Origin of the sequence: Microbacterium sp. SLBN-111, assembly GCF_049739645.1 — a bacterium.
GTDB lineage: Bacteria > Actinomycetota > Actinomycetes > Actinomycetales > Microbacteriaceae > Microbacterium.
The window spans coordinates 1,562,658-1,576,538 of sequence record NZ_JBMGQH010000001.1 but is presented as its reverse complement, the minus strand read 5'-3'; the positions used below and the strand labels follow the sequence as shown (position 1 = coordinate 1,576,538).

12 protein-coding genes, 1 tRNA gene and 1 pseudogene are annotated in these 13,881 nt (G+C 69.8%); 6 read left to right on the top strand and 8 right to left on the bottom strand.

What is annotated here, in order from left to right; genetic code table 11:
* The first annotated feature begins 180 nt into the window (after window positions 1–180).
* Entirely contained in the window at window positions 181–675 is a 495-nt protein-coding gene (locus RKD05_RS07410; protein WP_424709076.1) for a MarR family winged helix-turn-helix transcriptional regulator, read from the top strand.
* Between the two features lie 8 nt (window positions 676–683).
* Here RKD05_RS07410 and RKD05_RS07405 read toward each other — a convergent pair whose 3' ends face one another.
* From RKD05_RS07405 to RKD05_RS07380, 6 genes are all read right to left on the bottom strand, one after another.
* A complete protein-coding gene (locus RKD05_RS07405) occupies window positions 684–1,319 on the bottom strand; it encodes a DUF998 domain-containing protein (RefSeq protein WP_424709074.1) in 636 nt (211 codons plus the stop codon).
* Window positions 1,320–1,568: 249 nt separating this feature from the next.
* The gene (locus RKD05_RS07400) at window positions 1,569–2,015 is read right to left on the bottom strand and encodes a heat shock protein transcriptional repressor HspR (protein ID WP_424709073.1); all 447 of its coding nucleotides are present in this window, start codon (window positions 2,013–2,015) and stop codon (window positions 1,569–1,571) included.
* A gap of 67 nt (window positions 2,016–2,082) precedes the next feature.
* Window positions 2,083–3,066, bottom strand: coding sequence for a DnaJ C-terminal domain-containing protein (locus tag RKD05_RS07395; protein WP_424709072.1), 984 nt, complete (start codon window positions 3,064–3,066; stop codon window positions 2,083–2,085).
* An 8-nt stretch (window positions 3,067–3,074) separates the two neighbouring features.
* Window positions 3,075–3,680 (bottom strand): nucleotide exchange factor GrpE, encoded by a 606-nt coding sequence (locus RKD05_RS07390; protein ID WP_022879418.1) that lies wholly within the window; start codon window positions 3,678–3,680, stop codon window positions 3,075–3,077.
* Between the two features lie 12 nt (window positions 3,681–3,692).
* A complete protein-coding gene (gene dnaK / locus RKD05_RS07385) occupies window positions 3,693–5,561 on the bottom strand; it encodes a molecular chaperone DnaK (RefSeq protein WP_424709070.1) in 1,869 nt (622 codons plus the stop codon).
* Window positions 5,562–5,964: 403 nt separating this feature from the next.
* Complete coding sequence (locus tag RKD05_RS07380) at window positions 5,965–7,725, bottom strand: DEAD/DEAH box helicase (RefSeq protein WP_424709069.1); 1,761 nt, start codon at window positions 7,723–7,725, stop codon at window positions 5,965–5,967.
* A 150-nt stretch (window positions 7,726–7,875) separates the two neighbouring features.
* Between RKD05_RS07380 and RKD05_RS07375 the strand changes: the two are divergent.
* Window positions 7,876–9,259, top strand: a pseudogene (locus RKD05_RS07375) (MFS transporter).
* A 156-nt stretch (window positions 9,260–9,415) separates the two neighbouring features.
* Here the strand turns inward: RKD05_RS07375 and RKD05_RS07370 are convergent.
* On the bottom strand, window positions 9,416–9,931 hold the full coding sequence (locus tag RKD05_RS07370; RefSeq protein WP_022879422.1) for a MarR family winged helix-turn-helix transcriptional regulator: 516 nt from the start codon (window positions 9,929–9,931) through the stop codon (window positions 9,416–9,418).
* A gap of 110 nt (window positions 9,932–10,041) precedes the next feature.
* On the opposite strand from RKD05_RS07370, the gene RKD05_RS07365 reads away from it, so the two are divergent.
* A complete protein-coding gene (locus tag RKD05_RS07365) occupies window positions 10,042–10,842 on the top strand; it encodes a MarR family winged helix-turn-helix transcriptional regulator (protein ID WP_424709067.1) in 801 nt (266 codons plus the stop codon).
* 162 nt (window positions 10,843–11,004) lie between these two features.
* Here RKD05_RS07365 and dcd read toward each other — a convergent pair whose 3' ends face one another.
* Complete coding sequence (gene dcd / locus RKD05_RS07360) at window positions 11,005–11,610, bottom strand: dCTP deaminase (RefSeq protein WP_424709066.1); 606 nt, start codon at window positions 11,608–11,610, stop codon at window positions 11,005–11,007.
* A gap of 190 nt (window positions 11,611–11,800) precedes the next feature.
* On the opposite strand from dcd, the gene RKD05_RS07355 reads away from it, so the two are divergent.
* The 3 genes from RKD05_RS07355 to RKD05_RS07345 all read left to right on the top strand — a co-directional run bounded on the left by RKD05_RS07355 (window position 11,801) and on the right by RKD05_RS07345 (window position 13,827).
* A tRNA-Gly gene (locus RKD05_RS07355) sits at window positions 11,801–11,874 on the top strand.
* Window positions 11,875–12,106: 232 nt separating this feature from the next.
* Entirely contained in the window at window positions 12,107–12,508 is a 402-nt protein-coding gene (locus RKD05_RS07350) for a PEP-utilizing enzyme (protein WP_424709064.1), read from the top strand.
* Window positions 12,508–13,827: a hypothetical protein gene (locus tag RKD05_RS07345; protein ID WP_424709062.1), complete on the top strand. Its 1,320-nt coding sequence runs from the start codon at window positions 12,508–12,510 to the stop codon at window positions 13,825–13,827. The genes RKD05_RS07350 and RKD05_RS07345 overlap by 1 nt, the downstream gene beginning before the upstream one ends.
* The last annotated feature ends 54 nt before the right edge of the window (window positions 13,828–13,881 follow it).

Below are 13,881 nucleotides of genomic sequence, written 5' to 3'. Positions count from 1 at the left end.
CTCCGCTCGGATGTTCGACGAGCGCCCTCGGTTGAACTCGCCGGGCGTGTTCCGGGGCGTCGCCGGTGAACATGCCTCACTGTAAGCGGGGGTGGGGACACCGGCATCCGACAATCGTCCGAGAATCGTCCGACCCGAGGCGAGACGTAGACTTCCCTCTGTTTCGGAGAAAGGTCTGCGATGCCCGAGGAAGCACCCCCACCGCCGGAGCAGTATCCGGCGATGGCGGCGGCGATGCGGGAGTTCATGGCGCGGGCGGTGCTGTTCCAGGATGCCGTCGCCCGGTCGGTCGGCCTGAACAGCAGCGATCTGCAGGCCGTGGGTCTGCTGTTGAGCGAAGGTCCCGCGACGCCCGGCGAGCTGGCGGCGCGCACCGGGCTCACGCACGGAGGCGCGATCACCGGCCTCATCGACCGCCTCGAGCGGGCCGGCTACGTCACGCGCACGCGCGACCCCGACGACGGACGCAAGGTGCGGGTCGTCGCCGACGCGCGGCGCGTGTTCGCCGATGTCGGTCCCGTGTACGCGCGTGTCGGGGCGCGGTGGGACGCGTTCCTCGACACACTCACGCCCGACGAGATCGCGGTCGGCACGCGGATCCTCGAAGCCGCGGCCGAGGTCAACCGGGTCGAGATCGAGCTGCTGCGTTCGTCGCGCGGCGCCGACGCGGACTGACCGCGGTCCTAGCGACGGGCGCCGGTCACCGGGTGCGGCGTCCACGCGTAGAGCCGCGCGCTCGCGAGCGCCAGCCAGCCCCACGCGGCGAGGACGGCGATCCACAGCAGCGCCACGCCGACCGGCGACTGCGCGAGCGCGGCCCCCGCGACGAACCCGACCAGGACGAGCACGCCGAGCACGACCGACAGCCGCGCGCGCCCCGAGACCTGCTCTGCGCGACACCAGGCGGCGTACGCGAAAGCGGCGGCACCGATCGCGACGAAACCGAGCGCGCCGAAGAGCAGGTGCAGGATGCCGCTGACCGAGGCGCCCGGCTCGGACCCGGGCGGGAACCCGGCGACCGGGTCGGGCGGGAAGATCCCGCTCAGCACGAGGCCGACGCCGTACACGCCGACGAGGACTCCGATCGCCAGCCCGCGCCCGCTCCGGATGAGGCGCAGGATGCCGTACGCCGCCGCGAGCACCATGAGCCCGGACAGGATGACATTGGCGCGCTGCAGCCACCCGAGGTCGCCGAGCATGAGGAGCGAGAGTGCGTGCTTGCTGAGGTCGAATCCCGGCCGCGTGAGCGCGAGCACGAGTCCGACGACGACGTAGAACGGCCCGGCGACGACGCCCCAGCCCAAGAGGCTGCGGGTCACGGCCGAAGCCGTGTCGATCTGCGGCCGACTCATATTCTCTCGCATACAGAGAGATTATGGGAGGGGTCGGCTGGGGTCAACGCCGCGGGCGGCCGGCCCGCGCGACCTCAGCGATCCGCGCAGCCTCAGGGCCCGGCATCCATCCGAACCGACATTGCGCGGATCACTGACCCGGCGCCACGCCGCGCGGCCACGCGCGAACCACTGACCCGAGCCGGGCCGCAGCCGCACGCGCAGACGCGAGGCGCGTCAGTCCTCGTCGGGGTCGAGCAGCCCGCCCGGGCGCCACAGCACGACGTCGGTCGCGCGGCGAACGCGGGCACCGTGGCGCAGCGTCACGACCGAGCCGGTGGCTCCGGCGGCGAACACGCGCGCGCCGGGGCGCGCCTGGCGCTCCGCCATGAGCTGCCGCTCCAGGTCGCTGACGCGGCGGGCGAGTTCGTGCACGCGCTCCTCGAGGGCGAGGAGCCGCGCGATCGCGGGAAGACTCATGCCCTCGCTCGACAGCCGCGCCACCTCGCGCAGCTGCTGCACGTGGCGGCTCGAATACCGCCGCGATCCGCCCTGCGTACGGGCGGGCACGACGAGGCCGAGGCGGTCGTACTGCCGCAGCGTCTGTGGGTGCATGTTCGACAGCTCGGCGGCCACGGCGATCGCGAAGATCGGCGCGTCCTCATCGATTTCCTTGTCGGACACGGCCTCTCCTCTCTCGTCGATCGCCTGCTCCTGGCATCCGATTGTGGCGGATGCCAGGAGTCCAGCGTTACTGCCGCGCCTTGGCCATCAGGTCGGCGCGGGGATTCTCTTTCGGTTCGAGCGCGTGGAAGCGCTCGAGGGCCTCGCGGGCGTCGTCGTCGAGGTGGCTGGGAACGGCCACCTGGACCTCGGCCAGCAGGTCACCGGTGCCCTTGGACGAGTGGATGCCACGCTCCTTGACGCGCAGCACCCGCCCGGACGGGGTGCCCGGGGCGACACGCAGTCGCACGGGGTCTCCGCCGAGGGTCGGCACCTCGATCGTCGCGCCGAGGGCCGCCTCGGTGAAGGTCACGGGGACCGTCAGCCGGAGGTTCAGCCCGTCGCGGGTGAACACCGGGTGAGGCCGGACCGCGACCGTCACGACGATGTCGCCGTTCTCTCCGCCGTCCGGGGACGGACGACCGCGACCGCGCAGCCGGATCTTCTGGCCGTCGGCAACTCCCGCGGGGATCTTGACCTTGAACGGCACGCCGTCCTCGCCCTGCAGCGTGATCGTCTCGCCCTTGGCCGCGGTGACGAAGTCGAGCGTCGTCCGGGCCGTGACGTCGGCGCCGCGCTGCGGGCCGCCGAAGCCGCGGAAACCGCCCGACGGCTGCCCGAACCGGCCGGAGCCGAAGCCGCCGCCCTGCTGGTCGAACATCGAGAAGAAGTCGTCGAAACCGCCCGACGCTCCCCCGCGCTGCTGCCCGAACCGGCTGAAGACGTCGTCGAAACCGCCGCCGCCCGCCGTCCCGGGTGCCGAGAAGCGCGCCCCCGAGCCCATGGCCCGGATCTGGTCGTACTCCTCGCGCTGCTCGGGGTCGCTCAGCACGGCGTACGCCTCGCTGATCTCCTTGAACTTGGCCTCGGCCTTCGCGTCACCCGGGTTCGAGTCGGGGTGGTACTGGCGCGCGAGCTTGCGGTACGTCTTCTTGAGATCGGCAGCACTCACGCCCTTGTCGACACCGAGGACCTTGTAGAAGTCCTTGTCGAACCAGTCCTGACTCGCCATGCGTCCTCCTACTCGACCGGCACGGCGACGACGACCTTGGCCGGCCGCAGCTCGACGGAGCCGAGGCGGTAACCCACCTCGACGACCTCGAGCACGGTGGCCTGGGTCACGCCGGGCGTGGGCGCCTGGAAGATCGCCTCGTGGTGCTGCGGGTCGAAGGGCTCGCCGGCCGTGCCGTACGAGACCACGCCGAGCCGCTCGGCCACCGCGCGCACCTTGTCGCCGATCGCGGCGAAGGGGGTGCCCTCGACGAGATCGCCGTGCTTCTCGGCGCGGTCGAGGTCATCCATGACGGGCAGCAGGCCCTTCACGGCCTCGCCCTTCGCGCGCTCGATCTCGCGCTCGCGCTGCTCCTCGGTCCGTCGACGGTAGTTGGCGTACTCCGCCTGCAGGCGCTTGAGGTCGATCAGCAGCGAAGCCTCCTTGTCGGAGGAAGCTCCCTCTGCGGCGGCCTCGGGCGTCTGCTCGGCGCCGAGGATGTCGTCGATCGTGAGGCCCTCGGCATCCGGGGTCTGGTCCGACGGCGCGGGGCCGGAGGTGTTCTCCTCCGGCCCCGTCGTCTCGTCAGGACCGGCGCCCGAGCCCTGGGGCTGTTCGTCGTCCTTGTGTGCCATCAGTTCTGTCGCTTACTTCTTCTCGTCGGTCTCGTCGTCGACCACTTCGGCGTCGATGACGTCTTCCTCGGGGTTCGGCGTCTCACCGTTGCCCGGCTGGCCGACGTTGGGGTCGGCGGGCTGGCCCTGGGCCTGCGACGAGGCGTAGATGGCCTCGCCGAGCTTGCCCTGGCTCGCGTTGAGCTTGTCGAACGCGGTCTTGACCGCGTCGTCGTCCTCACCGGCGAGCGCCGTCTTGAGGGCGTCGACGTCGGCCTGGACGTCGTTCTTGACGTCTTCGGGCAGCTTGTCCTCGTTGTCCTTGATCAGCTTCTCGATCGAGTACGACAGGGTCTCGGCCTGGTTGCGGGTCTCGGCGGACTCGCGGCGCTTCTTGTCTTCCGCCGCGTTCTCCTCGGCCTCGCGGACCATGCGCTCGATGTCCTCCTTGGGCAGCGACGAGCCGCCCGTGATGGTCATCGACTGCTCCTTGCCGGTGCCCTTGTCCTTCGCGGACACGTGCACGATGCCGTTGGCGTCGATGTCGAAGGTGACCTCGACCTGCGGGATGCCACGGGGAGCCGGGGCGATACCGGTGAGCTCGAAGGTGCCCAGCGGCTTGTTGTCGCGGGTGAACTCGCGCTCGCCCTGGAAGACCTGGATCGCGACAGACGGCTGGTTGTCGTCGGCGGTGGTGAAGGTCTCGCTGCGCTTGGTCGGGATGGCCGTGTTGCGCTCGATGAGCTTGGTCATGATGCCACCCTTGGTCTCGATGCCGAGGCTCAGGGGGGTGACGTCGATGAGCAGAACGTCCTTGCGCTCACCCTTGAGGACGCCGGCCTGCAGGGCGGCGCCTACGGCCACGACCTCGTCGGGGTTGACGCCCTTGTTGGCGTCGCGACCGGTCTCCTTCTTCACCAGCTCGGCGACCGCGGGCATGCGGGTCGAGCCGCCGACGAGCACGACGTGCGCGATGTCGTCGACCTTGACGCCGGCCTCACGGATGACGTCCGAGAAGGGCTTGCGGGTGCGGTCGAGGAGGTCCTTGGTGAGGTCCTCGAACTTCGCGCGGGTGAGCGTCTCGGACAGCGACACGGGGCCCGACTCGGTGAGCGAGAGGTAGGGGAGGTTGACGCTCGTCGAGGTCGACGAGGACAGCTCCTTCTTCGCCTGCTCCGCGGCCTCCTTGAGGCGCTGCAGGGCGATCTTGTCGCCCGAGACGTCGACACCGGTCGTGTTCTTGAACTGCGTGATCAGGTAGTCGACGACGCGCTGGTCCCAGTCGTCGCCACCGAGGCGGTTGTCACCGGCGGTGGCGCGCACCTGGATGGTGGAGAAGTCGTCGTCCTTGCCCACCTCGAGGAGGGAGACGTCGAAGGTTCCACCACCGAGGTCGAAGACGAGGATGAGCTCGTCCTCCTTGCCCTTGTCGAGGCCGTACGCGAGCGCGGCGGCGGTGGGCTCGTTGATGATGCGCAGGACGTTCAGGCCCGCGATCTCACCGGCCTCCTTGGTGGCCTGACGCTCGGCGTCGTTGAAGTACGCGGGCACCGTGATGACGGCATCCGTCACGCTGTCGCCCAGGTACTCCTCGGCGTCGCGCTTGAGCTTCTGGAGGATGCGCGCGGAGATCTCCTGCGGCGTCCACTTCTTGCCGTCGACGTCGAACGTCCAGGTCGTGCCCATGTGGCGCTTGACGGACGAAACGGTGCGGTCGACGTTGGTCACGGCCTGGCGCTTCGCGGTCTCGCCGACGAGCACCTCACCGTCCTTGGTGAACGCGACGACCGAGGGGGTCGTGCGGAAGCCCTCGGCGTTGGCGATGACCTTGGGCTCGCCACCCTCGAGCACGCTCACGACGGAGTTGGTCGTCCCGAGGTCGATTCCCACTGCACGTGGCATATGTGTCTCCTTGATCATGAGCCGGGCGGATGCCACGACTCTGGGTTGCTTCTGAAGCCTGCTGCGCGGGTTGAGCCGCGATGACTCAAGGCTAGCGCAGCCCTCTCGGGGCGTCAAGCAGACTTGATATGGATTGGCTCAACTTCTATGGCGGCGTCGACGGCATGCATGTCCCACTATGTGCGGCTGCGGCGCCTCTGAACGGCACAAAGTGGGACACGCTCCCCGGGCGCCGCCCCACCCCCACGCACATGTCCCACAATGTGCAGCCGCAGCGGCCCCACACCGCACAAAGTGGGACACGCTCCGCCTACGCCGGCCGACGCGCGAATCACCCCGCACACCACGACGCCCCCGCGACCGGGCAGGTCGCGAGGGCGTCGAAGGAATGGATGCCGCGGGCTCAGTCGCGATCGTACGAGCGGCGCTGCGGCCGGTCGCTGCGCTTCGCGGAACGGCCGCCCTGATCCAGGCGCAGGTCGATGAGCACGCCCGAGATGCGGGTGTCGGTGAGCCGGTTGAGGGTGTCGCGCGACAGGTCGGCCGGGAGCTCCACGAGCGAGAAGTCCTGGCGGATCTGGATCGCACCGAAGTCGTTGCGGCGCAGGCCGCCCTCGTTCGCGAGCGCCCCGACAATCTGGCGCGGCTCGACCCGCTGCCGACGCCCCACCGCGATGCGGTACGTCGCGAACCGTCCGTCGCTGCTGCGCCGATCTCCCCGGTCGCCGCGGTCGCCCCGGTCGCGGTCGCCGTCGCGCGGCGCGCGGTCGCGATCCCGGTCGAAGCGCGGCTGCTGGATGGTCTCCTCCTCCATCAGCAGCGGGGTGTCCCCCTGCGCGACCACGGCGAGCGCCGCGGCGACATCCGCCTCCGGCACGTCGTGGTGCGCGACGTAGTGGGCGACGACGTCGCGGAACGTCGCGATCGCGGCGGTGTCCTCGAGCGCGGCGGTGATCGCGTCGTCGAAGCGGGTAAGGCGCGTGGCGTTGACGTCGTCAACGCTGGGCAGCGACATCTCGGTGAGCGGCTGACGCGTGGCCTTCTCGATCGCGGTGAGCATGCGGCGCTCGCGCGGGGTCACGAAGCTGATGGCATCCCCGCTCCGTCCGGCACGACCCGTGCGGCCGATCCGGTGCACGTACGACTCGGTGTCGATCGGCAGGTCGTAGTTGACGACGTGGCTGATGCGCTCGACGTCGAGCCCGCGCGCGGCGACGTCGGTCGCGACGAGGATGTCGAGCTTGCCGGACTTCAGCTGGTTGACCGTGCGCTCGCGCTGCACCTGTGCGACGTCGCCGTTGATCGCGGCGGCGGTGTAGCCGCGGGCGCGCAGCTTCTCGGCGACCGTCTCGGTCTCGTTCTTCGTGCGGGTGAAGACGATCATGCCCTCGAAGTTCTCGACCTCGAGGATGCGGGTGAGGGCGTCGATCTTCTGCTGGTACGACACGACGAGGTACCGCTGCGTGATGTTGGCCGAGGTCGTGGTCTTGGTCTTGACCGTGATCTCTTCGGGGTCGTTGAGGTACTGCGCGGAGATGCGGCGGATCTGCGCCGGCATCGTGGCCGAGAACAGCGCGACCTGCTTGTCGGCGGGGGTGTCCGCGAGGATGGTCTCGACGTCCTCCGCGAAGCCCATCTTCAGCATCTCGTCGGCCTCGTCGAGCACGAGGTACTTCAGTTCGCTGAGGTCGAGGGTGCCCTTGTCGAGGTGGTCCATGATGCGACCCGGCGTGCCCACCACGATGTCGACGCCGCGGCGCAGCGCCGACAGCTGCTGGCCGTAGCCCTGGCCGCCGTAGACGGGGAGCACCGAGACGCCCTTGATGTGCGCGGCGTACTTCTCGAACGCCTCGCACACCTGCAACGCGAGCTCGCGCGTCGGGGCCAGCACGAGGGCCTGCGGATTCTTGTGGCCGGTCTCCATCTGCGACAGCACCGGAAGGGCGAACGCGGCGGTCTTCCCGGTTCCGGTCTGGGCGAGGCCGACGACGTCGCGCCCCTGCAGGAGCACGGGGATGGTGGCGGCCTGGATGGCCGACGGGGTCTCGTAGCCGACGTCCTTGAGGGCCTTGAGCACGGCGGCATCCAGTCCCAGATCGGCGAACGTGAGCTGCTCGGGGGCGGTGTCCGCCTCGGCGGAGGGGACGGGGGATTCGGATGCCATGACTCCACGGTAGTCCGCCACCCCGGGAAACCCCCGTTCGGGGCCGCGTCAGAGGCCGCGCGAGGGCATACCCTGAGCGCACGCGTCAGCGGCGGCGCGGGCGCGCCCGACGTATCCGCACGTTCACCGAAGGGTCTTACCGTGAGCGACATGTCCACTCCGAGCGCCGCGCCCGCGGCATCCGTCCCCTCCGCCCCTGGCAAGCGCCCGGTCCTGGCCTGGGCCCTGTGGGACTGGGGATCCGCGGCGTTCAATGCGGTCGTCACGACGTTCGTGTTCAGCACGTACCTGGCGAGCTCGTACTTCGTCGACCCCGCCGATCGTCGCGGCCGCCGGCGACGACGACCGCAACCCGGAACTCGTCAAGGCGCTCGCGGACAACGCCGCCCTCGTGGGCAACGCCCTGATGATCGCCGGAATCGTGGTCGCGCTCCTCGCGCCCGTGCTCGGTCAGCGCAGCGACGGAACCGGACGCCGCAAGCTGTGGCTCGGCATCAACACCGGCGTCATCGTGCTGGCGATGGCCGCGATGGTGTTCGTCGAGGGGACGCCGCCGTACCTCATCCTCGGCGCGACGCTGCTCGCCGTGGGCAACGTCTTCTTCGAGTTCGCGAGCGTCAACTACTACGCCATGCTGTCGCAGGTCTCGACGCGCGAGAACATCGGGCGCGTCTCGGGCTTCGGCTGGGGCATGGGATACGTCGGCGGCATCGTGCTGCTCCTCCTGCTGCTGGTCCTGTTCATCCAGGGATTCGGGAACCCGGATGCCGCCGGCCTCCTCGCCGTGCCCAAGGACGGTGGCTGGAACATCCGTCTGGCGATCCTGGCATCCGCTGTCTGGTTCGCGGTGTTCGCGATCCCGGTGCTCGTGCGCGTGCCGGAGATTCCGGCGCAGAGTCGGCAGGTGCGCGTGGGTTTCTTCCAGTCCTACGTGCTGCTGTGGGGCACCCTGCGATCGCTGTGGCGCGACAGCCGCCCGGTGCTGCTGTTCCTCATCGCGAGCGCCGTGTTCCGCGACGGGTTGGCCGGCGTGTTCACGTTCGGCGCGATCATCGCGGCGCAGGTGTTCGGCTTCTCGTCGACCGAGGTGCTGTACTTCGCGGTCGCCGCGAACGTGGTCGCGGGCATCAGCACGATGTTCTCCGGGCGCCTCGACGACCGCTTCGGCCCCAAGCGCGTGATCGTGTTCTCGCTCATGGGACTCATCGTGCTCGGCACGGTGATCCTGTTCATCGGCACGTCGCAGCCGCTCTTCTGGGTGGCGGGGCTCGGCCTCGGGCTCTTCGTCGGCCCCGTCCAGTCGGCCAGCCGCACCTACCTGTCGCGGGCGACGCCGGAGGGTCGTGAGGGTGAGATCTTCGGCCTCTACGCCACCACCGGTCGTGCGGTGTCGTTCCTCGCGCCCGGGCTCTTCGCCCTGTTCGTCCGACTCACGGGCGACACGCGCCTCGGCATCCTCGGCATCGTGCTGATCCTCGCCGTGGGCCTGGCGCTGATGATCCCGGTTCAGAACCGGGGCGCCGCGATCCGCTGACGCCGGGTCGGCCGAGCCGCCCCGCGGTGCGAAACTCCTGAGTTTCCGCCACCACCCACGCGCGGATCGGTGGAATCCCGTCCGCGCGGGCCGCGGCAGCGACGATTTCTCAGGAGTTTCGCACGCGAGCGGATCGCGAATCCGGATGCCGCGGCGTCAGTCCTGCGGCCAGGCGTCGGCGAACTTCGCCAGGAGACGGGCGAAGTCGGCGCGCTCGGCGTCGGTGAAGGACTCGAGCGCGGAGCGCACGGCATCCCTCCTCCTGCCCCGGAGGCTCGAGACGAGCCGCTCGCCCTCGGCGGTGAGGCGGACGCGCAGGCGTCGGGCGTCGTCGGGGTCGGGCTCGCGTTCGACGAGTCGCATCTGCACGCCCTGCTGAACGAGCCGCGATGCGCGGGGCTGGTCGACGCCCACGGCGTCGGCGATCTCGCTCACCGACAGCGGACCGGATGCCGAGAGCAGGGCATCCAGCATGCGGAAACGCGCGACCCCGGCGAACCTCCCCTGGCCGGGCTCGCCCCACGGGGGGCCGCCGGGGAACGCGTGCGGGCCGTGCCCTCGATGGTCGTGCGGGTGGGGGCCGCCGAAGCCTCCCCCGAACGGCGGCCGCGGGCGACGACCGCGGATCTTGGCGAGGGCGGCGGCGATCTCGTCGGCGGGGTCGGCGGTCATGCGGCGATTTTACATGTCGCTTGACAAGCATTCGGAATACATGTCACAGTACATCCGTTGTCATTTGACATGTAACCGGCGGATCTTCCGCCCCACGAAAGGAACACCCCATGGACACCTCCACACCTCTGGATCCCCGCAGCCTCGCCCATCGCCTCACCACGATCGGACACGCGCTGCACCATCGCCTCTTCGCGCAGCTGCGCGACAGCGACCTCCACCCCAAGACCGTCCTGCTGCTGCGTGCGATCGACGGCCGCATCGACGCTCCGTGGATCGCCGACCGCCTCGCGCGCGGCGGCAAGCGCCTCACCGCCCTCGCCGAGCGCGACTGGATCGAGCGCACCGACGACGGCTGGGCCCTGACCGCCGAGGGTCGCGAGATCCTCGACCGAGTGGATGCCGATCGCTCGGCGCTACTCGCGGACGTCCCGGCCGAGGAGCTCGAACGCCTCGTCGCCTCCCTCGACGCGGTGTCGGCGGCGCTCGGTCTCGACGAGTCGGACGCGACGCCGTTCGGCCCCCGCGGACGCGGCGGCCGCGGGCCCGGCATGCGCGGCCTCGGCCCCGGTTTCGGTCCCTTCGGGCGCGGCTTCGGCCCCGGCTTCGGCCCCGGCGCCGGGTTCGGTCCGGGCGCCGGGTTCGGTCCGGGCGCCGGGTTCGGCTCGGGCTGGCGCGGCGAGCGTGACGCCGACGCGCAGGCCGGCGCCGAGCAGCACGACCCGCGGCACCGCGGCGGTCACGGACGCGGGTGCGACCCCCGCGGCGGACACATGCACCACGGCCACGGCCACCACCGCGGCCACGACGATCGCCGGGCGGAGCAGCGCGCCTACGAGCGCGGTTTCGACGCCGGATTCAGCCGCGGCCGCGAGTCGACGGCGTCCGGTGAGCCCTCGGCATCCGAGTGACCATCGATAAACGCTTCTCGCGGCAGGAAACGGGTGCACAACGCGTTTCTTTGCGGGAATGGCGTTTATCGCCGGACACCACACCGCACCCGGGACACCACGAGCGCGCAACAGAACAGCCCCGCCGAGGTCGACTCGGCGGGGCTGTTCGGTGTTCCGGGCTCAGCGCCCGGCGGAGCCGGCGTCGGTCGCGCCGACGTCGGTGCGGTGGAAGTTGAGCGACGACCGCGATGCCGTCGGGCCGCGCTGGCCCTGGTAGCGGTTGCCGTAAGGCCCCGATCCGTACGGGTTCTCGGCGGGCGACGTCAGGCGGAAGTAGCAGACCTGGCCGATCTTCATGCCCGGCCAGAGCTTGATCGGCAGCGTCGCGACGTTCGAGAGCTCGAGGGTGACGTGCCCCGAGAATCCCGGGTCGATGAACCCGGCGGTCGAGTGCGTGAGCAGCCCCAGGCGCCCGAGCGACGACTTGCCCTCGAGGCGCGCGGCGACGTCGTCGGGCAGCGTGACGCGCTCGAACGTCGACCCCAGCGCGAATTCACCCGGGTGCAGGATGAACGGCTCGTCCGGTTCGACCTCGATGAGGCGGGTGAGCTCGGGCTGATCCTCGGCGGGATCGATGAACGGGTACTTGTGGTTGTCGAACAGCCGGAAGTACCGGTCGAGGCGCACGTCCACGCTCGACGGCTGCACCATGGCCGGATCGAAGGGGTCGAGCCACAGGCGTCCGTCGGCGAGTTCGGCACGGATGTCGCGATCGGAGAGCAGCACGCGCCCAGCCTAGGGCGTGGGGTCGCGCGGGTCCGCCAGATCACGCGATCCGGGCGAGCACACCCGCAATGTCGCGCCACGGCGCGCGCCCTCGACCACGTCACGTGATCTGGGCGCCCATGAGTGACGAACCCCGACCTGGATGCCACGGGAGACGCTGTTATGCTGGCGGGAGTGCCGTCAGGCGCTCGGGGCTGTAGTTCAATGGCAGAACTTCTGCTTCCCAAGCAGACAGCGCGGGTTCGATTCCCGTCAGCCCCTCCACAGGTCCGACAGACCGGCAGAGCCGGTGTGTCGGACCTTTCGCGTGGATGCCGAAGGCGATCCGCACTTGCGCGCACAGCCCACCGCGCGTCCGCGCGCGCCGAGCCGCGGCGCACGCGCCACGCAGGCCCCGCAGGCATGGAATACGGACCTTGTGTAATTGGGTTATCGACGTATAGTTCTAATGGTTGAGCCATTGCCGACCGTACCACGCTTCAATGAGGAGGCACCCATGACAGAGCGCATCATCGGAACGGGGGTCAAGGCCTTCACCTCGCCCCACGGGGCGACGGGCCGTATCCGTTTCCTCGACTCCCCGGAGGAGGTGCTGGATTTCATCGACGGGCCCGACGTCGAAGAAGCCGTCGTCATCTCCCGCGGCGGAACCACGACCTTCATGTCGCCGGCGCTCATGGCCGGCGTCGCGGGACTCATCACCCTTCAGGGTGCGCCGGAGAGCCATCTCGGCATCCTGTCGCGCGAGTTCTCCATCCCCTGCGTGATGTCCACGCAGTTCACGGAAGGCGTCACGACAGCCCGCGACGAGACGATCCCCGCCGACGGCACTCTCGTACGCCTGGACATTTCGGGCGATCGGGGCCAGGTCTTCCTCGTCGAGAGCGAGGACGCGTGATGACGAGCATCACCGGGGGCGCGCCCGCCTTCGACCTCGACCTCTGGCTCACGAAGTACCTGGGCATGATCCCGCAGGGCATCGCCGGCGATGCCGAGATCCGCTCCCGTCTGACCACTCCCTTCGTCGACACCACCGATGAGGACGTCCGGAAGACCCGCCTCAGCGCAGACGAGATCAACAGCTGGCTCGACTACGCCGGGTGGAACCTGTGGGACTTCATCCTCGGCCGGGCTTCGGAGGGAGAGTCCGGCCTCATCCCGCGTCAGGAGTACGAGACGAACTCCTTCGTGCAGCAGTGGAACACGTACCCGACCTGGATCCGCCAGCTCACCGACGAGCTCGGCGTCGACGGACTTCTGGGCCTGGCGCAGACTGCACGGCACGAGGTGGGGACGAAGATCAACGTCACCCGCAACTGGGCGGCATCCGTGTGCCCCATCCTGGGCCGCGGAATCGGCATCACGCTCGACCAGGACACCGCCGATTCGCGTCGCGACGACCTCGAGACGCTCATCCAGTTCGGTCGGCGGCTGCAGCACGGCACGTGGGGCGGGGGCTCCGGGCTGGTGTCCGGCCGGAACTTCACCCTGGACGTTCTCGCTCCGGAGTTCCTTGCGCAGTTGGTCGCCCAGGCGCAGTCCCTGGAGGATCCCGAGAAGCTCCAGGCCTTCCGTCGGTTCAACGCGAAGACCGAGCTGTTCGGCTTCATGCTGCACTACGACTGCCGTGCCGGCATGGGCGACACGGGCCCGTACCCGCTTCCGGACGGCCGGTTCGCCATCGTGCGCGACCACTTCCTCAACGAGGACATCTACCCGTGGGCGGGGGTCGCCGAGGGGCTGCCCTACGCGGTGACCCAGGTCATGATCTTCCCCGCCGACAAGGTGAAGGTCACGATCAACGACATCATGACCACGTTCTCCGACCCGTCGAACTACCTCGACTACATCGAGAGCGTCGCCGTGTTCGCCCGTGACACCCGCGACACCCCGATGGCCGAACTGCGCGTCGTCACAGCCGAGGAGATGGCGACCTACGCCCAGATCGCACAGAAGGGCACCCTGTCGATGTATCGCGACCTGGCGAAGAAGTCGACGGAGCAGAAGATCCGCGACGGGATCATGGTCTACACGCGCGAGTTCCTCTTCCCGCACGCCATGAAGGCGGGCCTGTGGGACAAGTGGGTCGCCGAGGGCTTCGACACGCTGCACCCGAACACCGAAGCCGCATGGCCGACCCTCGCGAGCCCGAAGGCGGCCGAGATCCTCACGCCCGTGCTGCTCTTCGGCGGGGGCTTCCCGCCCGTGTCCGAGTAGCACCGAATCCCGAGCGACGCGCCTCCCGCTTCCCCGCGGCGGGAGGCGCGTCGC